The organism is Serratia sp. CY71090, assembly GCF_052166845.1.
Lineage (GTDB): Bacteria > Pseudomonadota > Gammaproteobacteria > Enterobacterales > Enterobacteriaceae > Serratia > Serratia nematodiphila.
The window spans coordinates 883,909-907,067 of sequence record NZ_JBJNOA010000001.1 but is presented as its reverse complement, the minus strand read 5'-3'; the positions used below and the strand labels follow the sequence as shown (position 1 = coordinate 907,067).

Annotated in this window: 22 protein-coding genes, 2 tRNA genes and 1 other RNA gene; 17 read left to right on the top strand and 8 right to left on the bottom strand. The window is 57.7% G+C overall.

Annotated elements, in window-relative coordinates; genetic code table 11:
• Positions 1-40: 40 nt before the first annotated feature.
• From ACJ8OK_RS04320 to ACJ8OK_RS04285, 8 genes are all read left to right on the top strand, one after another.
• On the top strand, positions 41-505 hold the full coding sequence (locus ACJ8OK_RS04320) for a YchJ family protein (RefSeq protein ID WP_016927486.1): 465 nt from the start codon (positions 41-43) through the stop codon (positions 503-505).
• Positions 506-573: 68 nt separating this feature from the next.
• Positions 574-1,422 carry a formyltetrahydrofolate deformylase gene (purU, locus tag ACJ8OK_RS04315; RefSeq protein ID WP_004932187.1) on the top strand — a complete coding sequence of 283 codons (849 nt, stop codon included), beginning with the start codon at positions 574-576 and terminating at the stop codon, positions 1,420-1,422.
• Between the two features lie 175 nt (positions 1,423-1,597).
• Positions 1,598-1,682: transfer RNA gene (locus ACJ8OK_RS04310), tRNA-Tyr, on the top strand.
• A gap of 188 nt (positions 1,683-1,870) precedes the next feature.
• A tRNA-Tyr gene (locus ACJ8OK_RS04305) sits at positions 1,871-1,955 on the top strand.
• 47 nt (positions 1,956-2,002) lie between these two features.
• Positions 2,003-2,130: non-coding RNA, RtT sRNA (locus ACJ8OK_RS04300), on the top strand.
• 179 nt (positions 2,131-2,309) lie between these two features.
• On the top strand, positions 2,310-2,882 hold the full coding sequence (locus ACJ8OK_RS04295; RefSeq protein WP_004932190.1) for a TIGR00730 family Rossman fold protein: 573 nt from the start codon (positions 2,310-2,312) through the stop codon (positions 2,880-2,882).
• Positions 2,883-2,983: 101 nt separating this feature from the next.
• On the top strand, positions 2,984-3,790 hold the full coding sequence (gene xthA, locus ACJ8OK_RS04290; RefSeq protein WP_004932192.1) for an exodeoxyribonuclease III: 807 nt from the start codon (positions 2,984-2,986) through the stop codon (positions 3,788-3,790).
• 43 nt (positions 3,791-3,833) lie between these two features.
• Positions 3,834-4,235, top strand: coding sequence for a pyrimidine (deoxy)nucleoside triphosphate diphosphatase (locus ACJ8OK_RS04285; RefSeq protein ID WP_021503849.1), 402 nt, complete (start codon positions 3,834-3,836; stop codon positions 4,233-4,235).
• A gap of 21 nt (positions 4,236-4,256) precedes the next feature.
• Here the strand turns inward: ACJ8OK_RS04285 and ACJ8OK_RS04280 are convergent, their stop codons facing one another.
• From ACJ8OK_RS04280 to ACJ8OK_RS04260, 5 genes are all read right to left on the bottom strand, one after another.
• A complete protein-coding gene (locus ACJ8OK_RS04280; protein WP_033632870.1) occupies positions 4,257-4,553 on the bottom strand; it encodes a YnjH family protein in 297 nt (98 codons plus the stop codon).
• Positions 4,550-6,475 carry a DNA topoisomerase III gene (locus tag ACJ8OK_RS04275; protein ID WP_004932196.1) on the bottom strand — a complete coding sequence of 642 codons (1,926 nt, stop codon included), beginning with the start codon at positions 6,473-6,475 and terminating at the stop codon, positions 4,550-4,552. The genes ACJ8OK_RS04280 and ACJ8OK_RS04275 overlap by 4 nt, the downstream gene beginning before the upstream one ends.
• Positions 6,475-7,584: a tRNA 2-selenouridine(34) synthase MnmH gene (gene mnmH / locus ACJ8OK_RS04270; RefSeq protein WP_048325023.1), complete on the bottom strand. Its 1,110-nt coding sequence runs from the start codon at positions 7,582-7,584 to the stop codon at positions 6,475-6,477. The genes ACJ8OK_RS04275 and mnmH overlap by 1 nt, the downstream gene beginning before the upstream one ends.
• Before the next feature lie 8 nt (positions 7,585-7,592).
• A complete protein-coding gene (selD, locus tag ACJ8OK_RS04265; RefSeq protein ID WP_016927479.1) occupies positions 7,593-8,636 on the bottom strand; it encodes a selenide, water dikinase SelD in 1,044 nt (347 codons plus the stop codon).
• A gap of 157 nt (positions 8,637-8,793) precedes the next feature.
• Positions 8,794-9,345, bottom strand: a complete 552-nt coding sequence (locus ACJ8OK_RS04260) for an NAD(P)H nitroreductase (RefSeq protein WP_004932204.1) — start codon at positions 9,343-9,345, stop codon at positions 8,794-8,796.
• A 160-nt stretch (positions 9,346-9,505) separates the two neighbouring features.
• On the opposite strand from ACJ8OK_RS04260, the gene sppA reads away from it, so the two are divergent.
• From sppA to ACJ8OK_RS04240, 4 genes are all read left to right on the top strand, one after another.
• The gene (gene sppA, locus ACJ8OK_RS04255; protein WP_442530401.1) at positions 9,506-11,362 is read left to right on the top strand and encodes a signal peptide peptidase SppA; all 1,857 of its coding nucleotides are present in this window, start codon (positions 9,506-9,508) and stop codon (positions 11,360-11,362) included.
• Between the two features lie 93 nt (positions 11,363-11,455).
• Positions 11,456-12,472 carry an asparaginase gene (gene ansA / locus ACJ8OK_RS04250; protein WP_016927477.1) on the top strand — a complete coding sequence of 339 codons (1,017 nt, stop codon included), beginning with the start codon at positions 11,456-11,458 and terminating at the stop codon, positions 12,470-12,472.
• Between the two features lie 22 nt (positions 12,473-12,494).
• On the top strand, positions 12,495-13,127 hold the full coding sequence (gene pncA, locus ACJ8OK_RS04245) for a bifunctional nicotinamidase/pyrazinamidase (protein WP_280598325.1): 633 nt from the start codon (positions 12,495-12,497) through the stop codon (positions 13,125-13,127).
• A gap of 233 nt (positions 13,128-13,360) precedes the next feature.
• Positions 13,361-14,638 (top strand): glycoside hydrolase family 18 protein, encoded by a 1,278-nt coding sequence (locus ACJ8OK_RS04240; protein WP_442530400.1) that lies wholly within the window; start codon positions 13,361-13,363, stop codon positions 14,636-14,638.
• A gap of 42 nt (positions 14,639-14,680) precedes the next feature.
• Here the strand turns inward: ACJ8OK_RS04240 and ACJ8OK_RS04235 are convergent, their stop codons facing one another.
• Together ACJ8OK_RS04235 and msrB are read right to left on the bottom strand one after the other, a co-directional pair.
• Entirely contained in the window at positions 14,681-14,953 is a 273-nt protein-coding gene (locus tag ACJ8OK_RS04235) for a YeaC family protein (RefSeq protein WP_004932218.1), read from the bottom strand.
• A 63-nt stretch (positions 14,954-15,016) separates the two neighbouring features.
• Positions 15,017-15,430: a peptide-methionine (R)-S-oxide reductase MsrB gene (gene msrB / locus ACJ8OK_RS04230; RefSeq protein ID WP_004932219.1), complete on the bottom strand. Its 414-nt coding sequence runs from the start codon at positions 15,428-15,430 to the stop codon at positions 15,017-15,019.
• Between the two features lie 348 nt (positions 15,431-15,778).
• Between msrB and gapA the strand changes: the two genes are divergently transcribed.
• A complete protein-coding gene (gapA, locus tag ACJ8OK_RS04225; RefSeq protein ID WP_016927474.1) occupies positions 15,779-16,774 on the top strand; it encodes a glyceraldehyde-3-phosphate dehydrogenase in 996 nt (331 codons plus the stop codon).
• A gap of 194 nt (positions 16,775-16,968) precedes the next feature.
• Positions 16,969-17,844, top strand: a complete 876-nt coding sequence (locus ACJ8OK_RS04220; protein WP_021503854.1) for a D-hexose-6-phosphate mutarotase — start codon at positions 16,969-16,971, stop codon at positions 17,842-17,844.
• Between the two features lie 94 nt (positions 17,845-17,938).
• Here the strand turns inward: ACJ8OK_RS04220 and ACJ8OK_RS04215 are convergent, their stop codons facing one another.
• Positions 17,939-18,703, bottom strand: coding sequence for a MipA/OmpV family protein (locus ACJ8OK_RS04215; RefSeq protein ID WP_015378103.1), 765 nt, complete (start codon positions 18,701-18,703; stop codon positions 17,939-17,941).
• A 426-nt stretch (positions 18,704-19,129) separates the two neighbouring features.
• Between ACJ8OK_RS04215 and yeaG the strand changes: the two genes are divergently transcribed.
• The 3 genes from yeaG (at position 19,130) to ACJ8OK_RS04200 (ending at position 23,033) form a co-directional block, all read left to right on the top strand.
• Positions 19,130-21,064, top strand: coding sequence for a protein kinase YeaG (gene yeaG, locus ACJ8OK_RS04210; RefSeq protein ID WP_004932230.1), 1,935 nt, complete (start codon positions 19,130-19,132; stop codon positions 21,062-21,064).
• 132 nt (positions 21,065-21,196) lie between these two features.
• Positions 21,197-22,465 (top strand): YeaH/YhbH family protein, encoded by a 1,269-nt coding sequence (locus ACJ8OK_RS04205; protein ID WP_004932234.1) that lies wholly within the window; start codon positions 21,197-21,199, stop codon positions 22,463-22,465.
• Positions 22,466-22,802: 337 nt separating this feature from the next.
• Positions 22,803-23,033, top strand: a complete 231-nt coding sequence (locus ACJ8OK_RS04200) for a hypothetical protein (protein WP_004932237.1) — start codon at positions 22,803-22,805, stop codon at positions 23,031-23,033.
• Positions 23,034-23,159 lie beyond the last annotated feature (126 nt).

Here is a 23,159-nt window from a genome sequence, read left to right as displayed (position 1 = left end):
CGCTAAATTCATTTTCAGCCTCGTTTTCTCAGGAGTTATTTTGCCCGAATCATGCCCATGCGGCAGCGGACTGGCGTATAACGCGTGCTGCGCCCCTTTTATCAGCGGCAGTCAGCCGGCGCCGACGCCCGGCCAACTGATGCGTTCACGCTTCACCGCCTACGTGAATCATAACGTCGACTATCTGATCGCCACCTGGCACCCCGACTGCGGCGCCGAAGCGTGGCGCAATGCCATCGTCGACAGTTTTAAGAATACCGAGTGGCTGGGCCTGACGATCGTGGAAGAGAAAGCCGGTCATGAGCCGGATGAAGGCTTCGTCGAATTCATCGCCCGTTTCACCGATGGCGAAAGCGGCGAGCCGCAGGCGATGCATGAGCGCTCGCGCTTCCTTCGTCGCGATCAACGTTGGTATTATATCGACGGCACCAAACCCCAGCCCGGCCGAAATGCGATGTGTCCCTGTGGCTCAGGGAAAAAATACAAGAAGTGCTGCGGGCGCTAACCGGCCGGCGCTTCACGTTTACGCCTGCGCAGACAGGCCGTTCAGTATCAGACAGGATCCTCAAACCCATGCCACACCAAAATGTACAACGGAAAGTGTTACGCACCATCTGCCCGGACGCCAAAGGGCTGATCGCCAAGATCACCAACATCTGTTACAAGCACGAACTCAATATCGTCCAGAACAATGAGTTCGTCGATCACCGCACCGGGCGTTTCTTCATGCGCACCGAACTGGAAGGCATTTTCAACGACAACACGCTGCTGGCCGATCTGGACAGCGCGCTGCCGGAAGGTTCGCTGCGTGAACTGCACAGCACCGGACGTCGGCGCATCGTGGTGCTGGTCACCAAAGAGGCGCACTGCCTGGGCGACCTGTTGATGAAAAGCGCCTATGGCGGCCTCGACGTTGAGATCGCCGCCGTAATCGGCAACCACGACACGCTGCAAACGCTGGTGGAGCGTTTCGATATTCCTTTCCATCTGGTGAGCCACGAAGGCTTGACGCGCGAACAGCACGACCGCGAAATGACGGCCAAGATCGATCAATATCAGCCGGATTACGTGGTGCTGGCCAAATATATGCGCGTGCTGACCCCGGCCTTCGTGCAACATTATCCGAATCAGGTAATTAACATTCACCATTCGTTCCTGCCGGCGTTTATCGGCGCACGGCCTTATCACCAGGCCTACGAGCGCGGGGTAAAAATCATCGGCGCCACCGCCCATTACGTTAACGACAATCTCGACGAAGGCCCGATCATCATGCAGGACGTGATCCACGTCGATCACACCTATTCTGCCGAGGATATGATGCGCGCCGGCCGCGACGTGGAGAAAAACGTGCTCAGCCGCGCCCTGTATCAGGTGCTGGCGCAGCGCGTCTTCGTCTACGGCAACCGCACCGTTATTCTGTAATCGTTCAATAAATCGGTGCATTTCGTTCAGGGATGCACCGCCAAGAATAAAAAAACGGCAAACGATTCATTTTCTGCATTTCAATACTTTACACATCCGCTTCATTTGATATGATGCGCCCCGCTTACCGAGACAGCGCTCTCGCAAGCAAGGCCAGTTAAATAGCCATGTATATGGTGGGGTTCCCGAGCGGCCAAAGGGAGCAGACTGTAAATCTGCCGTCACTGACTTCGAAGGTTCGAATCCTTCCCCCACCACCATCTTCTCTTTGTTGATGAACTTGAAGCGAAAGCTGAAATATCATTAAACGTCAAGGGGGGGATGAGAAGCTTCGACAAGGTTCGAGCCGAGCACAGCGAGACAACGCGCTTTAGCGCGGTAATCCTTAGAAGCACACAATAGGAATTTAGCCGATTCCTTAAAAAATCAGCAAATCCATGAATACCATGGTGGGGTTCCCGAGCGGCCAAAGGGAGCAGACTGTAAATCTGCCGTCACTGACTTCGAAGGTTCGAATCCTTCCCCCACCACCATCCCTTGCAAAAAATCCCCGAGCCTAATTAAAACACATCACTTCCATAATGTTCCGCATTGGGGAAGGATGAGAAGCTTCGACCAAGGTTCGAGTCTCACGCAGTGAGACAACGCGCTTCAGCGCGGCCCGCAGGGTAAGTCGCGCAGCGACGAATCATCCTTCCCCCACCACCATCCCTTGCAGAAAATCCCCGAGCCTAATTAAATAGCCCTCGTATCAATAAACTCAATTTATCTCCCCTTATCGCCGCTTTCACCTTGATGTTTTATCTCCGCTCTCCCAGCCGTAACTTGAACTCCGGCCGACAATTCGCTATACCACTGGCTTCTTTAGTGCAGTAAGGAACAGGTGGATGCGAAACAATATTTGCGTTTTTTGTGGCGCCAGCGAAGGCGTCAATCCCGCTTATGCCGAGCAGGCTCGTCAACTGGGGCAACTGCTGGCCGCACAGGGGCGCCGTTTAATCTATGGCGGCGGCAAAAAAGGATTGATGGGGATCGTGGCGGACGCGGTGTTGGCCGCAGGCGGTGAAGCAGTCGGCATTATCCCCGAGCGCCTGGTTGAAGCGGAAACGGCGCATCGCGGCCTGACTGAATTGGAAGTGGTGCCAGACATGCATACGCGCAAAGCCCGTATGGCGGCGCTGGCGGACAGTTTTATCGCCCTGCCCGGCGGCATCGGCACGCTGGAAGAGCTGTTTGAAATCTGGACCTGGGGGCAAATCGGCTATCACAACAAGCCGGTCGGCCTGCTGAACGTCAACGGATTCTACCGCCCGCTGAGCCAGTTCCTCGAGCACGTCGCCGATCAGGGCTTTATGCGTCACGACTATCTCGGCACCCTGCACATCAGCGAATCGGCACAGACGCTGCTGCAACAGTTTGACGACTATCAACCTAAAAATTACGACCGCTGGGCGAAATAAACCCGCTGCGCAGTCAGCGGTCCTGCCGCTGTCTGCGTTACATTTCCCGCCAAACTCTGCTACTATCACAGCACATTTTTCTCGTGAAAACGGCACCGCTCATGAAGTTTGTCTCTTTTAATATCAATGGACTGCGCGCGCGTCCGCATCAGCTGGCGGCAATTATCGAACAGCACCAGCCCGACGTGATCGGTCTGCAGGAAACCAAAGTTCACGATGACATGTTCCCATTGGAAGAAGTCAGCCAGCATGGCTATCACGTGTTCTATCACGGGCAAAAAGGCCATTACGGCGTGGCGCTGCTGACCAAAGCGGAGCCCCTGGCCGTGCGCCGCGGTTTCCCAACCGATGAAGAAGACGCGCAGCGTCGCATCATCATGGCCGATCTGGCTACGCCACAGGGCACGCTGACGGTGATCAACGGCTACTTCCCGCAAGGTGAAAGCCGCGACCATCCGATCAAATTCCCGGCTAAAACACGCTTTTATCAGGATCTGCAAAACTACCTGGAGCAGCAGCTGTCGGCGGAATCCCCGGTGCTGATCATGGGCGACATGAATATCAGCCCGAGTGATTACGATATCGGCATCGGCGAAGACAACCGCAAACGCTGGCTGCGCACCGGCAAGTGCTCCTTCCTGCCAGAAGAGCGCGAATGGATGGATCGCCTGCTGAACTGGGGCCTGGTGGATACCTATCGCCACGCCAACCCGGGGCGCAACGACGAGTTTTCATGGTTCGACTACCGCTCCAAAGGGTTCGACGACAATCGCGGCCTGCGTATCGATCTGCTGCTGGCCAGCACCCCGCTGGCTTCGCGCTGCATCGCCACCGGCATTGATTACCAAACCCGCGGCATGGAGAAACCTTCCGACCATGCGCCGGTCTGGGCGGAATTCACGCTGTAACCCCATCCCCCGGCGCTCGCCGGGGTTTTATTCTGTGAAGCCAATGAAAATTATCGACGTAGTAGCCGCCATTCTGGAACAAAATGGGCGCATTTTGCTGGCCCAGCGCGGCGCAGGCAGCGATCAAGCCGGCCTGTGGGAGTTTCCCGGCGGCAAGGTTGAAACCGGCGAAAGCCAGCCGGAGGCGCTGACGCGCGAGCTGGATGAAGAATTGGGGATTAGCGCCCGTATCGGCAACTATGTGGGCAGCAATCAGTGGCGGCAAGGCGAACGCATCATCCGACTGCATGCCTGGCGAGTCGCGGAGTTCTCCGGTGAACTGCAACAGCGCTGCCATTCGGCGCTGGTCTGGGTCACGCCGCAACAGGCGCAGGAATACCCCCTGGCGCCCGCTGACGTTCCACTGCTGGCGGATTATCTCGCCGCGCAAGGCGAGGCGCGCTGAGCGCGGTGACAGGTTACATCGTCACTTCTTTAATCGTACCCAAATCAAGGGGTTGGTGCCGATAGTATTAGGCTCACGCACGCACTGCAGCACTTCCCCTTCGACTTTGAGCACCGCCCCCTCGGAATAGTTCTGATTCTGGTAGACGCAACAACGGCTGCAGGGCTGCGCCGGCGGCGGATTGTCGCCGCTTTTGGCCGCGCCCCAGATCTCCGGCGAAACCGGTAGCACCACGTCCACATCGCCGCGATTGGCGGCGGCCAGGCCGGAAAACATCAGGGCCGCGGCAGCCAATACACCAGTGAGTCCACGCTTCATTCACTCTTCTCCTGCGCCTTGCCGGCGCTTTTCCTGCGTTTTTTGCCTCCGCTGGAGGGCGGCGGCGGCAATCCACGAAACGCCATGCTCGCCCGGCTCTGCTTGGCCTGATAAATCAGCTCTTGCAGCGTGCCGACCAACGGCTGCATAAAGTCCTGATAGCGGCAGGATTTCTCGCTGATTTGCGTCAGCGTGGCTTCCCAGTTGGCCGTCATATCAGGGCGTGCAGCAAGATCCGGCAGCGAGTGAATCAATGCGCGCCCGGTTTCGCTGGAGTGAATATAGCGTCCCTTCTTGTACAGAAACGCCCGCTTGAACAGCAATTCTATGATGCCCGCTCGCGTCGCTTCCGTACCTAAACCATCGGTCGCCCGCAGGATTTTCTTTAGCGCTTTATCTTGTACGAACCGCGCGATGCCGGTCATGGCCGACAACAGGCTGGCGTCAGTAAACGGCCGCGGCGGCTGCGTCTGGCGCTCCACCACTTCACCGCGCTCGCACAACAGCTCATCATCTTTAGCCACCACCGGCAGCGGCGCACCTTCGTTCTCCTCGTCACGCTCCTTGCTGCCCAGCAGCGTACGCCAGCCGGCTTCCGCCAGGAATCGCGCCTTGGCGATAAATTTGCCGCCGGCGATATCCAGCTCGATCACGCATTTGCGGAATACCGCATCCGGACAGAACTGCATCAGATACTGGCGCGCCACCAGCCCATACACGTTCCGCTCATCCTGCGTCAGATTAATCTTGCCGGCACGGGCGGTGGGAATGATGGCGTGGTGCGCGTCGACCTTTTTATCGTCCCAGCAACGGTTGCGGCGATCGCTGTCGATCACCGGCTGCGGATACAGCTCGGGCTGGTGCACGCTGATGGCGTTCAGCACCGCGTGGCGGCCGGCGAAATGCTCTTCCGGCAGGTAGCGACAGTCGGAACGCGGATAGGTAATCAACTTGTGGGTTTCGTACAGCCGCTGGCAAACGTCCAGCACCTGTTGCGCGCTGAGGTTATAACGCCGGGCCGCTTCGATTTGCAGCGTGGAGAGCGAAAACGGCAGCGGCGCGGTATCCGATTCCCGTTTATCGTTATAAGACGTGACCAGAGCCGGCTGGCCTTCAATGCGCTTGACCACATGCTCCGCCAACGGCCGGTGCAGCAAACGCCCCTCTTCGTCCTGATAAGGCTCACAGGACTCGCTGGGCTGCCACAGCGCCACGAAGCGTTCTTCTTTCGGCGTGACGATGTGCGCCTTGACCTCAAAGAAGTCTTTTGGCACGAAGTTTTCGATCTCTTCATCACGCCGTACCACCAATCCGAGCACCGGCGTCTGCACCCTGCCTACCGACAGCACGCCGTCGTAACCGGCGTTGCGGCCCAGCAGCGTGTAGGCGCGGGTCATATTGATGCCGTACAGCCAGTCGGCGCGCGAACGCGCCAGCGCAGACACGCACAACGGAATGAAATCACGGTTGTCGCGCAGGCGTTCAACCGCGCGCTCCACCGCCTGCGGGTTGAGATCGTTGATCAGACAGCGGCGCACGTTCTGGCGCTTTTCCGCCGTCAAATCCAGGTAGTCCAGCACTTCATCCACCAGCAGTTGCCCTTCGCGATCCGGGTCGCCGGCGTGAACCACTTCATCGGCTTCGAGCAGCAACTTTTTAATGGCGTTGAGCTGTTTGCTGACCGAAGGCCGCGGCTGCAACCGCCATTTTTCGGGAATTATCGGCAGGTCTGCCAACGACCAGCGCGCATAGCGGCTGTCATAGGCGTCAGGCTGAGCCTGCTCCAACAGGTGGCCGACGCACCAGGTCACCACGTCGTTGTTGCCACAGGCGATATAACCGTCGCCGCGGCGATGCGGCTTGGGCAAGACGTCGGCAATGGCGCGCGCCAAACTCGGTTTCTCGGCTATGAACAGTCGCATTAATCACCGTTTTTCTGGCTGAACGTCATCAAGAATTCTCTTACTTCTGCATAGTTCCCACGGAAGACGATCCGCTGGGCTTTCTTTTCCAACTGATAGCAATACATCGGATCGTAGTACTGCTGCAACAAGGGCGCCAACCACTCGCGGTGCGCGTCACCCTGGCCGCTGAGACGCTGTGCCCGCAACGCCGCTTCCAGCCGCTGCGTCAGCTGCTGGAAGCGCTCCAGGCCCAACCGGCGGCGAATGGCGAACAGGCCGTGATGCAGATAGTCGTCGTACTGCCGCCAGCCTTCTTCCACGCCATAGGCCTGTTCGAACTGTTCGCGCATCCCGTCGATATATTCGGCCTGCAGGCGTGCCAGGCGAATATCAAACGGATCGTCGATCACCGCCACCGGCGCCTGCTGCATGCCGTTGAACAACGGCAACGGCAGATTGTTGCTGCCGATGATCCGCCCTTCGTCTTCCAGCACCCAACGGCGGCTGCCACCATGCTGTTTTTTCAGCAATAACACAGCCAGACGATTCTCAAAATCGATCTGTGAGCTTTGCCCCGCCAGCGTTCGGCCAAAAGATGAACCGCGATGGCGCGCCGCGCCTTCCAGATCGACGCCGTCGGCCAGTTCGTTGACCAGCAGCGTCTTGCCGCTGCCGGTATTGCCGCCCACCAGGGCCATCGGCAATGCCGCGCTTTGCGCCAACACGCCGAGCAGATAATTGCGCAGCGCCTTATAACCGCCAGTAATACGCGGGTACTCGACGCCGGCCTCATGCAGCCATTGCTGCACCAGCTGTGAGCGCAGCCCGCCACGGAAGCAGTAAATATAACCTTCGGGTCGCTGCGCACAGGCCGCCAGCCAGGCGGCGGTGCGCTGTTCCCGCAGTTTGCCGTTCACCAGGCTGTGGCCGAGCGCAATCGCCGCTTGCTGACCATGCTGCTTATAGCAAGTGCCCACCGCCTGCCGCTCGCTGTCGACCATCAGCGGCAGGTTCACAGCCTGAGCGAAGGCGCCTTGCTGAAACTCGATCGGCGCACGCACGTCAATCAGCGGCACGTCCTGCAGAAAAATGCGTTGATAATCGGCGCTGTCCGGCCTGCCTTGCATCTTGGACACTACACAACCTCGATCAGCGGTTTACCTGCCTGTGCGGCATGCAGCTCACCGATAGGATTGAGCGTGATGCCATGCTGCTCGGCAATCGCCAGCACCTGCGCCTGCGCCTCAGGCAATACCGCCAACAGCAAACCGCCGGAGGTTTGCGGATCGCACAGCAGCTGACGCTGCAAATCGCTCATCTCGCCCACCAGATGGCCGTAGCTGTCGAAGTTGCGCCCGGTGCCGCCCGGCACGCAGCCCTCGGCAATATACGCCTCGACGTGCGGCAGCTTCGGCACCCGATCGAACCAGACCGTCGCCTGCAGACCGGAACCCTGGCATACCTCGCTCAGGTGGCCCAGCAAGCCAAAGCCGGTGATATCGGTCATCGCCGTGACGCCCGCCACTTCGGCAAAGTCGGCGCCCGGCTTATTCAGGCGGCACATCACGTCCGTCGCCAGCCCTTGATGTTCAGGGCGCAGCTTGCTTTGCTTCTCGGCGGTCGTCAGCACGCCAATGCCCAGCGGCTTGGTCAGATAGAGTTGCGCCCCGGCCTGTGCGGCGCTGTTCTTTTTCACTCGCTCGGTGTTGACCACGCCAGTGACCGCCAGGCCGAAGATAGGTTCCGGCGCATCGATGGAATGGCCGCCGGCCAGCGCGATCCCCGCCTGCTGGCAGGCGAAACGTCCGCCGTCGATCACCTGCTGCGCCACCTCCGGCGGCAGTTTGGCGATTGGCCAGCCGAGAATGGCGATCGCCATGATCGGTTTGCCGCCCATGGCGTACACGTCGCTGATGGCGTTAGCGGCGGCGATACGGCCGAAATCGAACGGATCGTCGACGATCGGCATGAAGAAGTCGGTAGTGCTGATGATGCCGACGCCGTTGCCGATGTCATACACCGCCGCGTCGTCGCGGGTTTCATTGCCGACCAACAGACGCGGATCGACAAATTTTTCCCGCTCGCTGTGCAAGATGGTTTCGAGAACTTTCGGTGAGATTTTGCAGCCGCAGCCAGCGCCATGGCTGTACTGGGTTAAACGGATCGCTGGCGATGTCATAGTCCACTCCCTTCGGTAACGGCACTCAAGATAACATAGGGTAGCGCTTGCCGAGGGGATTGATAAGAGCGCGCCGCGGATAAGCGAGCGGCCTGCTCAGAAACCATGCAATTTTGCGGGGTTTGGCGCATTTTCGCCGCGCCCCGTTGGAAAAAACTTAGAAATAGCTGACGAAAGGCGTACTGTCCGGCGGCGTCACTTTGGTGGCGGCCTTCAGCTGCGGCGTGCCCAGGTAGAGGAAACCGACGATCTCATCCTGCTCGCGGCAGCCGAAGGCTTCGCGCACCAGCGCATGCTCGGTCCAGGCGCCGGTGCGCCAGATGCCGTTAAAGCCCTGCGCCAGCGCCGCCATCTGCATCGCCTGCACGGCGCAACCGGCGGAAACCACCTGCTCCCAGCGCGGCACCTTGGTTTCCTCAGTGCAATGCGCGATGACGGTGATGATCAGCGGCGCGCGGAACGGCGCCTTGGTGGCTTTTTCAATCGCCGCTTCGTCCAGTTGATCCTGCTTCGCCGCCGCCTGCAGCAGCTGGCTGAAGCGCTCCAGACCCTGATTCTCGATCATCACGAAACGCCACGGCTGCAGCGCGCCGTGATCGGGCGCACGCAGGCCCGCGTTGATGATGTTTTGGCGCACTTCCCCCGCCGGCGCCGGTTCCGCCAGGCGCGAAGCCGAGCGGCGATTCAATAAAAGATCCAGAGCATCCATCGTAAACTCCTGATAACAATTTTCATTCCGGCCACGTTAACATAGCTAAACGACGAGTTACAGCCTCGGCGATAGCGTCTGTGAGTCGCGATTTAAAGCTGACATTTACCCGGCCGCTCATTAGGATAGCGGAACATTCTCGACTCTTGTTGGAGAGCACATGCGCACATTGTGGCAAATTTTTGCCGGCATTTTCCGGTGGACATGGCGTCTGCTGAATTTTATCAGGGAACTGATCCTTAACCTGTTCCTGGTCTTGCTGATCCTGGTTGGGGTTGGCATCTATCTGTCCTTCCAAAGTTCCTCCACCTCGACGACCCCGGCGCGCGGCGCGCTGCTGGTCGATTTAAGCGGCGTGGTGGTCGATCAGCCTTCGGTAAACAACCGGGTGCGGCAATGGGGCCGCGAACTGTTGGGCGCCTCCAGTAGCCGCCTGCAGGAAAACTCGCTGTTCGATGTAGTCGACAGCATCCGCAAGGCCAAAGACGACAAAAACATTACCGGCATGGTGTTGCAGTTGAATGACTTCGCCGGCGCCGATCAGCCGTCGCTGCGCTATATCGGCAAAGCGCTGCGCGAGTTCCGCGACAGCGGCAAACCGATCTTCGCCATCGGCGACAGCTACAACCAAACGCAATACTACCTGGCCAGCTACGCCAACAAGGTCTACCTGTCGCCGCAGGGCGCGGTCGATCTGCACGGTTTCGCCACCAACAACCTGTACTACAAGTCGTTGCTGGACATGCTCAAGGTCACCACCAATATCTTCCGCGTCGGCACCTATAAATCGGCGGTCGAACCGCTGATCCGCGACGATATGTCCCCGGCGGCGCGCGAAGCGGACAGCCGTTGGATCGGCGGCCTGTGGCAGAACTACCTGGAGACCGTGGCCGCCAACCGCCAGCTGACGCCGCAGCAGCTGTTCCCGGGCGCAGCCGGCGTGCTGAGCGGCCTGCAGGCGGCCGGTGGCGACACCGCCCGCTATGCGCTGGACAATAAGCTGGTGGATGAGCTGGCGTCGCGCACCGCGATCGAAAATCAGCTGGTCAAGACCTTCGGCTGGGACAAACAGGCGAACGATTTCAACGCCATCAGCATCTACGACTATCAGCCGAAGCCGGACGCCAACCAGGGCGGCAAGATCGCCGTGGTGTTCGCCAACGGCGCCATCATGGACGGCCAGCAGACGCCGGGCAACGTCGGGGGGGACACCACCGCCGCCGAGCTGCGCCAGGCGCGTCTGGATCCGGCCGTCAAGGCCGTGGTGTTCCGCGTCAACAGCCCAGGCGGCAGCGTCAGCGCGTCCGAAGTGATCCGCTCCGAACTGGCCGCCGTGCGCGCCGCCGGCAAACCGGTGGTGGTGTCGATGGGCGGCATGGCCGCGTCGGGCGGCTACTGGGTCTCGACGCCGGCCGACTATATCATCGCCAGCCCGAGCACCCTGACCGGTTCTATCGGCATTTTCGGCATCATCAATACCTACGAGAAAACCCTGGATACGCTGGGTGTGCACACCGACGGCGTGGCGACCTCGCCGCTGGCCGATATCGCGGTCACCAAGGCGCTGCCGCAGGAGTTCTCGCAGATGATGCAGCTGAATATCGAAAACGGGTATAAGAACTTCCTCGATCTGGTCGCCAAATCACGCAAGATGACCCCGCAGCAGGTTGACCAAATCGCACAGGGCCACGTCTGGCTCGGCAGCGACGCCAAGGCCAACGGCCTGGTCGATCAGTTGGGCGATTTCGACGACGCGGTGAAGAAAGCCGCCGAGCTGGCAAAGCTGCAGCAGTGGCAGCTCGACTGGTTCGTCGATACCCCAAGCCTGAGCGATATGGTGCTCAGCCAGTTTGGCGTTTCCATTCACGCCATGCTGCCGGCCGCGATTCAGGCCATGCTGCCCGCCCCGCTGGCTTCGGTCGCCAACGCGGTGAAAGAACAACCGGGCTTGTTCAATAACCTGAACGATCCGCAAAACCGTTATGCGATCTGTCTCACCTGCGGAGAAGTCCGCTAACAAATAATTCTGCAGCCCGGCCACCGCCGGGCTTTTTTTCTGCCGCCATGTCCCTATAATTCAGCCCATCTTATCTTTGTTAAAATCATAACCATGCAAAAGAAATCCATTTACGTCGCCTACACCGGCGGCACCATCGGCATGCAGCGTTCCGATCACGGCTACATCCCGGTTTCCGGCCACCTGCAGCGCCAGCTGGCGCTGATGCCCGAATTCCATCGGCCGGAAATGCCGGATTTCACCATTCATGAATACGCGCCATTGATTGACTCTTCAGACATGACGCCGGAAGACTGGCAGCACATCGCCGACGACATCAAGCAGAACTACGATCGCTACGACGGCTTCGTGATCCTGCACGGCACCGACACCATGGCGTTCACCGCCTCTGCGCTTTCCTTCATGCTGGAAAACCTGGCCAAACCGGTGATCGTCACCGGCTCGCAGATCCCGCTGGCGGAGCTGCGCTCCGATGGCCAAACCAACTTGCTCAACGCGCTGTATCTGGCGGCCAACCATCCGGTGAACGAAGTCAGCCTGTTCTTCAACAACAAGCTGTTCCGCGGCAACCGCACCACCAAAGCGCACGCCGACGGCTTCGACGCCTTCGCCTCCCCGAATTTGCCGCCGCTGCTGGAAGCCGGCATCCACATTCGCCGCCAGCAAGGCATCGACAGCCCGGCTTGCAACGGCGCGTTGCAGGTGCATGACATCACGCCGCAGCCGATCGGCGTGGTCACCATCTATCCGGGCATTTCCGGCGCGGTGGTGCGCAACTTCCTGCTGCAGCCGGTCAAAGCGCTGATCCTGCGCTCCTACGGCGTCGGCAACGCGCCACAGAAGGCCGAGCTGATCGACGAGTTGCGTGCGGCCTCTGAACGCGGCATCGTGGTGGTCAACCTGACGCAGTGCATCTCCGGGCGCGTCAATATGGAAGGCTACGCCACCGGCAACGCGTTGGCGCATGCCGGGGTGATCAGCGGTTTCGACATGACGGTGGAAGCCGCCCTGACCAAGCTGCACTATCTGTTGAGCCAGCCGCTGACGCCGGAACAAATCCGCGCCCTGATGCAGCAAGATCTGCGCGGCGAGCTGAGCATCAACGGTTAACCTACTGAACTCTGGAGCGGCGATGAAAACGGCCCTGTTGTTGATCGATCTGCAAAACGATTTCTGCCCCGGCGGCGCGCTGGCGGTCACGGAGGGCGACGCCGTCATCCCGGTCGCCAATCAGGCTATCGCCGCCTGCCTGGCGCGGGGCGAGCCGGTGGTAGCCAGCCAGGACTGGCATCCCGCCAATCACCGCAGCTTTGCGGTGAACTCCCATGCGCAGGTCGGCACCCTCGGCCAGTTGGAAGGCCTGCCGCAGGTGTGGTGGCCGGTGCACTGCGTGCAAGGGAGCCACGGCGCCGATTTTCATCCTCAATTGCAGCGGCAACACATCAATGCCGTTTTTCGCAAAGGGCAGGATACGAGCATCGACAGCTACAGCGCGTTCTTCGATAACGGCCACCGGGCGCAGACCGAACTGCACGGCTGGCTGCACTCGCAGGGCGTCCGGCGGCTGGCGATCATGGGCCTGGCGACCGACTACTGCGTGAAGTTTAGCGTGCTGGATGCACTGGCTGCCGGCTATCCGACGCAGGTGATCGTCGACGGCTGCCGCGGCGTGAATCTGCAGCCGGGCGACAGTGAGCGAGCGCTGCAGGACATGGCGCGCGCCGGTGCACAGCTAGTTACCCTGTCACAGTTTATCGCCAACTAAATCCTCTCGGGCGCCACCGGCGCCCTCTCTACGCAGCGGCGAAATTATCGACGCCGCTCACAATACCACCTTTCTTCTTCCCCAACGGCTTGTGACCGGCAGGCGCTTTTGCTGTTATGGCTGCGACGCTTTTGGCGTCAATCGGTTATACGCATCCGGGGCCCACTGAGCCCGGCTTTATTGTGCCCGCCCCTGGCGGTACGGTCGGCCTTGCCGACCACAAGGAGACAGACATGAAAATAACCCGAAAACTGCTGCCTTTGCTGGCGGCGGTGCAGTTGTCTATGGCCGGCGCAAGCACGGCCCAGGCGGCCTATCTCTCCGTCGGCTACTTCAACGGCGGCGGCGATGTCACCGCCGGCCCCGGTGGCGACATCGACAAGCTGGACGTGACGCAAATCACCCATCTCAACTATTCGTTCGGCCTGATCTACAACGACGAGAAAGACGAAACCAATGCGGCGCTGAAAGACCCCGCTCGCCGTCACCAGATCTACCTGTCGCCGAAAGTCACGGCCGATCTGCAACGTCTGCCGGTGCTGCGCAAACAGAACCCCGAGCTGAAAGTGCTGTTGTCGGTCGGCGGCTGGGGCGCACGCGGTTTCTCCGGCGCCGCCGCCACCACGGAAAACCGGGCGATATTCATTCGCTCCGCGTTGCAGGTGATCGCACAGTACCGGCTGGATGGGATCGATCTGGACTGGGAATACCCGGTAAACGGCGCCTGGGGTTTGGTGGAAAGCCAACCGGCAGACCGCGACAACTTCACCCTGCTGCTGAGAGAGCTTCATCAGGCGCTGGGTAAAGGCAAGCTGTTAACCATCGCCGTCGGGGCCAACGTCAAAAGCCCGCAGGAATGGGTCGATGTGAAAAGCATTGCCCCTTACCTCAACTACATCAATCTGATGACCTACGATATGGCTTACGGCACGCAGTACTTCAATGCCAACCTGTACGATTCAACGCGTTGGCCAACCGTAGCCGCCGCCGACCGCTACAGCGCCGATTCCGTGGTAAAACATTATCTGGCCGCCGGATTAAAACCGGCGCAGATGAACCTGGGTATCGGTTTCTACGGCCGGGTGCCGAAACGAGCGACCGAGCCGGGCATCGACTGGGACAAGCCGGACGCCGCCAAACATCCGGTGACGCAGCCTTATTTCAGTGCGCGAGAAACCGCTCTGTTCTGCACGCTGGGGTTGGATCTCAGCAAAGACACTTACTTTAAATACCGCGATATCGTCAGCAAATTGCTCAACGATCCGCAGCAGCGTTTCCGCGAGCACTGGGATGACGCCGCCAAAGTGCCTTACCTGACGCTGCAATCCGCCGAAGGCAAACCGCTGTTCGCTATCTCCTACGAGAACCCGCGTTCGGTGGCTATCAAAGCCGAGTACATCAAAAGCCGGGGATTGGGGGGAGCGATGTTCTGGGAGTACGGCGCGGACGACAATAACCGGCTGGCGCAACAGCTGGCGGAGTCGCTGGGAATAAAAGGCGAGAAACGGTAAATCGACGGGGCGATGGCGACATCGCCCCGCTTTAGGGACAGCTTACTGCGGTTTAAGTTTGACCAGCGGCTCGGCAACAAACTGCTGCTTCAGTTCTTGCTTGCTCTTCATCACGATCTGTCCGTCGGTGCCGATGCTCATGTGCTGCGGATCGACGTTATTCATCGACTGCCACAGCATCACCGCCTGCAGGCTGTTTTCCTTCTGCTCAGGCGTCAGCGCCACGCCGTCCGGCCACTTGCCAAGCTCAACCGCCTGCACCAGGCGCTGGTATATCTCGGGCGTCATCGCCGCAATCAGATCTTTCACGTCCATCAGAGCCCTTCTCGCTTACAGATGAATAATTAGCTGAATCGATTTTGTTGATTAAATTACCACTTAACCGGCCGTTTGGTCGCCATTTTCGCCATCGGTGAAACTCAACGAGGCGGAGTTGACGCAGTAGCGGTCGCCAGTCGGCTGCGGGCCATCAGGGAAAACGTGCCCCAGATGCGCGTCGCAGTGGCCGCAGCGGATTTCAACACGATGCATATTATGTGAATTATCATCAAGATAACGGATTGCATCGGCGGAAACCGGCTCATAAAAGCTCGGCCAGCCGCAGCCGGAATCGTATTTGGTTTCGGAATAGAACAGCGGCTGGTTACAGCACAGGCAATGGTACACGCCCTCGCGCTTGTTGTGCAGCAATTTGCCGCTGAACGGCGCTTCGGTGCCACGCTGTTGCGTCACATAACGTTGGATTTCATTCAGTTCCGTGACCGGATGACCGGGGGTTGTCTCTTTAGCCATTTGTGCTTATCTCTGAATGTGGATAATGTCAACGAAAACAATGATTAATAATAACAAAAAATTAACACCGCTGCAGGGGTTTTTGGCCTAAACTGTAGCCCATAAAGGCCACGTCACGATGATATGTGATAACGATCACACATCTTGCGTATGCTGACTTTATACTTGGCGGCTTGTCCCCATATAACGGATGAGGCCGAGCGCAAATGGACTGTGCAATAAGCGTGCAAAACCACCCTTCCGGTTTGACTTGCCGCAAGTATTGACACGATTCCGCTTGACGCTGGGTAAGGTTTTTGTAATTTTACAACCAACCTTTTATTCACTAACAAATAGCTGGTGGAATATATGACTATCAAAGTAGGTATCAACGGTTTTGGCCGTATCGGTCGCATTGTTTTCCGTGCTGCTCAAGAGCGTTCTGACATCGAGATCGTTGCAATCAACGACCTGTTGGACGCAGAGTACATGGCTTACATGCTGAAGTATGACTCTACTCACGGCCGTTTCAACGGTACGGTAGAAGTTAAAGACGGCCACCTGGTTGTTAATGGCAAAACCATCCGTGTTACCGCAGAGAAAGACCCGGCTAACCTGAAGTGGAACGAAGTGGGTGTTGATGTGGTTGCTGAAGCGACCGGTATCTTCCTGACCGACGAAACCGCGCGTAAACACATCACCGCCGGCGCTAAAAAAGTGGTTCTGACTGGCCCATCCAAAGATGCGACCCCAATGTTCGTTCGCGGCGCCAACTTTGACAAATATGCCGGCCAGGACATCGTGTCCAACGCCTCTTGCACCACCAACTGCCTGGCGCCGCTGGCTAAAGTCATCAACGACAACTTCGGCATCGTTGAAGGCCTGATGACCACCGTTCACGCCACCACCGCGACTCAAAAAACCGTTGATGGCCCGTCTCACAAAGACTGGCGCGGCGGCCGCGGCGCATCCCAGAACATCATCCCTTCTTCTACCGGCGCAGCGAAAGCGGTTGGCGTGGTTCTGCCAGAGCTGAAAGGCAAACTGACCGGTATGGCGTTCCGCGTACCGACGCCTAACGTGTCCGTTGTCGACCTGACCGTGCGTCTGGAAAAACCGGCTACCTACGAAGAAATCAAGAAAGCCATCAAAGACGCCGCTGAAGGCTCTATGAAAGGCGTTCTGGGCTATGTTGAAGACGACGTGGTTTCCACCGATTTCAACGGCGAAGTGCTGACTTCCGTGTTCGATGCCAAAGCCGGTATCGCACTGAACGACAACTTCGTGAAACTGGTTTCCTGGTACGACAACGAAACCGGCTACTCCAACAAGGTTCTGGATCTGATCGCTCACATCTCCAAGTAATGGCATGATGTTAAGCTGATAATGAGGGCGACATTTTTTTGTCGCCCTTTTTTTACCCGTCATCTTTCGAGTCACAGCGTTGTTCGCTGCACACACTCACCTCAGTCACTGTCTAAGCATGCGCCTGAGGGCCTGGTTGTGACCCGAAAGCTAATAGGGTCCATTTCTATCTCCGGCAAACAATAGGTCATGAAATGAACGAGAAAATTTTCACCCTGCCCGTTTCCGAACAAATTTCTCCTTATATCAGCCAGCGGCAACTCGATGAGCTGGGCGTGGTTGTGGTGTCGCACCCGAAAGTGCGCGCGGCCGTCGCGCTGCAAGGCGCGCATTTGCTGGCCTGGCAGCCCAGCGGTGAGCAGCCGGTGATTTGGCTCAGCAACAACACGCCTTTCGCCACAGGCAAGGCCATCCGCGGTGGCGTGCCGATCTGCTGGCCGTGGTTCGGCCCGGTGGCGCAACCCTCCCACGGCTTTGCCCGCAACCAGCCCTGGAGCCTGACGGCGCACGATGAAGATGAGAACGGCGTCATCCTGACCTTTACGCTGAAAGACAATGAGCAGACCCGCAAACTGTGGCCGCACGCCTTCACGCTGATTGCTCGCTTCAAGCTGGGTGAAGAGTGCGAGATCGAGCTGGAATCGCACGGCGATTATCAAGCCACGGCGGCGCTGCACAGTTACTTCCAGGTCGGCGACATCGATCGGGTCAGCGTGGCGGGCCTGGGCGAGCCTTATATCGACAAGGTGGCGGGCGGCGCAGAGGCGCATCAGACGGGTGAAGTGACATTCATCGGCCAAACCGACCGCGTCTATACCCGCCCGGAAGCTTTCAGCCAGATCCGCGATCCGGCACTCGCTCGCACCATCGAGGTTCACCACCATCATATGAGCGACGTCATCGCCTGGAACCCCGGCGTGGAACTCTCCTGCAGCATGGGGGATATGCCGAACGACGGTTACAAGACCATGGTCTGCATCGAGACCGGGCGCGTCAGCAAACCGCTGGTCGCTGCCGGCGAGCAACCCGCCCGTTTGGGTGTCACCTTCCGCAGTCGTAAGAAGGCCTGAGGAACCGTGCGCGGAAGCGCACTACAGATGTGCAAAAGGGGCGCCAGCGCCCCTTTTTGATGCACGACATGCACGATAATTGTGCAATGCGTGATTAGAAGGTGTAGCTCACACCCGTCATCAACAAACCGGTGTAAGATTTATCCACCATCGGGCTGTCTTTCACTTCATCCGACAATTTCACATAGCGGCCGACGAAGAAGGCGTTCCAGCTTTTGTTGATCTGATAATTGGCGCTCAGCTCGAGATACGGAGCCCAGCTATCGCCAGGGGTGTAGCTGTCCAGGCCGCTGCGGCGTGATTCATTGGCGCTGACGCCGTAGTAATATTTGTTCTGGTTCTTACTGTTCCACATCACGCCCACGCCCGGGACCAGCGTCAGCGCGTCCAGATCAAACTTGTACAGATAAGCGACATCGCCCACCAGCCCGTTGCTGTTGTTCAGCGTGTCGCCGGTGAACGTGGTACGAAGGGTGCCCCACTCTGCGTTGTGTGAATAGGCCAGGCCGGCCATCAGCGTGCCGCGACGCTTGTCGAGACGCTTCATGCGATCGTCGTCGCTGTCGCCCGGACGGTAGCCCCATGGCGTGTAATACCCCATGATGCTCAGCTGATTTTCTTGATCTTTCCACAGGTAGTAACCGGCGGTCAGAGTACGGAAGTAGAAGTCGTCACCTTCATAGTCGATGACGGGCACCGGATAAACGCGGTCCTGATAACCGCGATACGCGTCCGGGCTAACCAGCGCGGCAGCACCGAGTGACCAGGTCCCCGCCTGAGCACTTTGCGCACAAACCATTGCGGAAGCGATAATTGCTAGCGTTTTGAGTTTTGAAATCTTCACTGGTTCTTTTTCCATAAATTACAAGGTTAATAGCCGCGATAGTTTATGTGAAAATTTAGTTGCGCGCCTAATCTTTACAAAGGAAAACGACCAAGATCGAATAACTTATAGCGGAATTATGAATTAATCATGGCGGAACGATGACGTTTTATCCCGCAGGCCGCGCCAGACAAGGCATTTGGTTATCCCGGCAATAACTGAGTCATTGATATGACTTAAAAAAAGCTTTTTCTACGGCAGGAAATTTTCCGGCAAGCAAACTAAGCTTAAATCAGAAGGTGAATTTATCCTGGGCCCAGTGGCATACAGCGCAACTCGCGATAATAAGCGCACCAAGTTGGCATACGGGTTGCTGTACTCAGGCGTATTCTCATCTTTCGGGAGCCAGAACACTATCACACGCTCTCTTTAACCTGTGCTAATAACGAAAGGACGGGCATCATGAACATATTTGACCACTATCGCCAGCGCTACGAAGCTGCCAAGGACGAAGAGTTCACACTGCAGGAATTTCTTACCATTTGCCGGCAAGATCGCAGTGCCTATGCCAACGCGGCCGAACGTCTGCTGATGGCTATCGGTGAACCTGTGATGGTCGACACTGCGCTAGAATCACGCCTGTCGCGCCTGTTCTCCAACCGCGTGATCGCACGCTATCCGGCCTTCGAAGAATTCTACGGCATGGAAGAGGCCATCGAACAGATCGTCTCTTACCTGAAGCACGCCGCGCAGGGCCTGGAAGAGAAGAAACAGATCCTTTACCTGCTGGGCCCGGTAGGCGGCGGTAAATCCTCACTGGCAGAACGCCTTAAAGCGTTGATGCAGCGCGTGCCCATCTACACCCTCAGCGCCAACGGCGAACGCAGCCCGGTCAACGATCATCCGCTGTGCCTGTTCAACCCTCAGGAAGATGCCTCAATCCTGGAAAAAGAGTTCAACATCCCAAGTCGCTATCTCGGCACCATCATGTCGCCGTGGGCGGCGAAGCGCCTGCACGAGTTCGGCGGCGATATCACCAAGTTTAAAGTCGTGAAGGTGCGCCCTTCCATCCTGGAGCAGATCGCCATCGCCAAAACCGAACCGGGCGATGAGAACAACCAGGACATCTCGGCGCTGGTCGGTAAAGTGGACATCCGTAAGCTGGAGAACCACGCGCAGAACGATCCGGACGCCTACGGCTATTCCGGCGCACTGTGCCGCGCCAACCAGGGGATTATGGAATTCGTCGAGATGTTCAAAGCGCCGATCAAAGTGCTGCATCCGCTGCTGACGGCGACTCAGGAAGGTAACTACAACGGCACCGAGGGCATCTCCGCCCTGCCGTTCAACGGCATTATTCTGGCGCACTCCAACGAATCCGAGTGGGTGACCTTCCGTAACAACAAGAACAACGAAGCGTTCCTCGACCGCGTGTACATCGTCAAGGTGCCTTACTGCCTGCGCGTGTCGGAAGAGATCAAGATTTACGACAAGCTGCTGGATCACAGCGAGCTGACTCACGCGCCCTGCGCGCCGGGCACCCTCGAAACGCTGGCGCGCTTTAGCGTGCTGTCGCGGCTGAAAGAGCCGGAAAACTCGAGCATTTACTCGAAAATGCGCGTGTATGACGGCGAAAGCCTCAAGGATACCGATCCGAAAGCCAAGTCCTATCAGGAGTACCGCGACTACGCCGGGGTTGACGAAGGCATGAACGGCCTCTCCACCCGTTTCGCCTTTAAAATCCTCTCGCGGGTATTCAACTTCGATCACGCCGAGGTGGCAGCCAACCCGGTGCACCTATTCTATGTGTTGGAGCAGCAGATCGAACGCGAACAGTTCCCGCAGGATTTGGCCGAGAAATACCTCGAACATCTGAAAGGCTATCTGATCCCGAAATACGCCGAGTTTATCGGCAAAGAGATCCAGACCGCCTATCTGGAATCCTACTCGGAATACGGACAGAACATTTTTGACCGTTACGTGACCTACGCGGACTTCTGGATCCAGGATCAGGAGTATCGCGACCCCGACACCGGTCAGCTGTTCGACCGCGAGTCTTTGAACGCCGAACTGGAGAAAATTGAAAAACCGGCCGGTATCAGCAACCCGAAAGATTTCCGCAACGAAATCGTGAACTTCGTGCTGCGCGCCCGCGCCAACAACAACGGCCGCAATCCGAACTGGACCAGCTACGAGAAGCTGCGCACCGTGATCGAGAAGAAAATGTTCTCCAATACCGAAGAGCTGTTGCCGGTGATTTCGTTTAACGCCAAAACCTCGACGGACGAGCAGAAAAAACACGACGACTTCGTCGACCGCATGATGGAGAAAGGCTATACCCGCAAGCAGGTGCGCCTGTTGTGTGAATGGTATCTGCGGGTCAGAAAATCCTCATAACGCCTCAGGTAAGCGGCATTATCAGGGCCATGTCCACAGTCATGGACGTTGCAGCGCAGCCCAAGGAGGGGCTTACACATTGCGCTGTCGCGACCGGGACATGAAGAGTTGGCAACGTCGTTTGGGGGAAGTATGGCCTATTTCATTGACCGACGGCTGAACGGCAAAAACAAGAGCATGGTGAACCGCCAGCGCTTCTTGCGCCGTTACAAGTCGCAAATCAAACAGTCGATTGCCGAAGCCATCAACAAGCGTTCGGTCACCGACGTAGACAGCGGGGAGTCGGTCTCCATCCCCACTGACGATATCAACGAACCGATGTTTCATCAGGGGCGCGGCGGCACACGCCATCGCGTTCACCCAGGCAATGACCACTTCGTGCAGAACGATCGCGTTGAGCGGCCTCAGGGCGGCGCAGGCGGTGGCGGCGGCCAGGGCAACGCCAGCCAGGACGGTGAAGGCCAGGATGAATTCGTCTTCCAGATCTCCAAAGACGAGTACCTCGATCTTTTGTTCGAGGATCTCGCCCTGCCCAATCTGAAAAAGAATCAGTACAAGCAGTTGACCGAGTTCAAAACCCATCGTGCCGGCTATACCGCCAATGGCGTGCCGGCCAACATCAGCGTCGTGCGTTCGCTGCAGAATTCGCTGGCGCGACGAACCGCCATGACCGCCGGTAAAAGACGCGCGTTGCACGAGCTGGAAGATGCGCTGACCCAGTTGGAAAATACCGAGCCGGTGCAATTACTGGAAGAGGAGCGGCTGCGCAAGGAAATTGCCGAACTGCGCAAGAAAATCGAAAGCGTGCCGTTTATCGATACCTTCGACCTGCGCTACAAAAACTATGAGCGCCGGCCGGAGCCCTCCAGCCAGGCGGTGATGTTCTGCCTGATGGACGTGTCCGGCTCGATGGACCAGGCGACCAAAGACATGGCCAAGCGTTTTTACATTCTGCTCTATTTGTTCCTGAGCCGAACCTATAAAAACGTCGAGGTGGTCTACATTCGCCATCACACCCAGGCGAAAGAGGTGGACGAACAGGAGTTCTTCTATTCGCAGGAAACCGGTGGCACCATCGTTTCCAGCGCGCTGAAGTTAATGAATGACGTAGTCGAAGAACGTTATGACCCGGCGCAATGGAATATCTATGCCGCGCAAGCGTCGGACGGCGACAACTGGGCCGACGATTCACCGCTGTGTCATGAGCTGTTGGCGAAAAAGATCCTGCCGATGGTGCGTTATTACAGCTACATAGAAATCACTCGCCGCGCTCACCAAACGCTGTGGCGCGAATACGAGGATCTACAGGCGAAATTCGACAACTTCGCCATGCAGCATATCCGCGAACCGGACGATATCTATCCGGTATTCCGCGAACTGTTCCGTAAGCAGACCGTGTGAATAACGCCGCGTGAATGTCACCACAGCCGGAAAGCACCGTTTTCCGGCTGTTTCTTTTTCGCATTATACATTTGCAAAACCCATGTTTATTTTTTAAACAATGGCAACAACAATAATAAGTCAGATTCCCCAGAACGGTTCTCTCTATTATTTGTTCTTCTGAGGTTATTCCTAAACATCCGCCGCTACCCCCGCACGGCTTGATAGGAATATTCCCATTCAGTTATCGTTACCCCATCGCTTAAGTCTCTTCCTAAGCGAAATTTGCATCATTTTATTTTTCTATGGCTTCTCAGCCCGCTGCGGCGGGCATTTACCTGTCAGCAGGTTAGACATCATGATCGACTACACCCTCTATGGCCTCAACAAGCACGATGTTGATGAATACCATAAGCAAATATGTTGCCTGCTCGGCAAAAACGTGCTGCTGGTGTTGACCGCCAACAAGCCGATAACCAAACAGAACCTGCTCGCCAGCCTTATCCAGGAGATAGAAAAGCAGCCCGATGATTATTTTCAGCGGCTGCATCGTGCGGCAATAGAAATGATCGGCGTTAACGGGCGCTAAGGCGATATGCGTAAGGCAGACCTCTACGCCATTATTACCGCCGCCGTCGTGTTGATGATGCTGTTATAACGATATCAGCGCTTATCCCTAATTAGCGCCTATTACGCCGGCGCTTTCGTCCGGCGT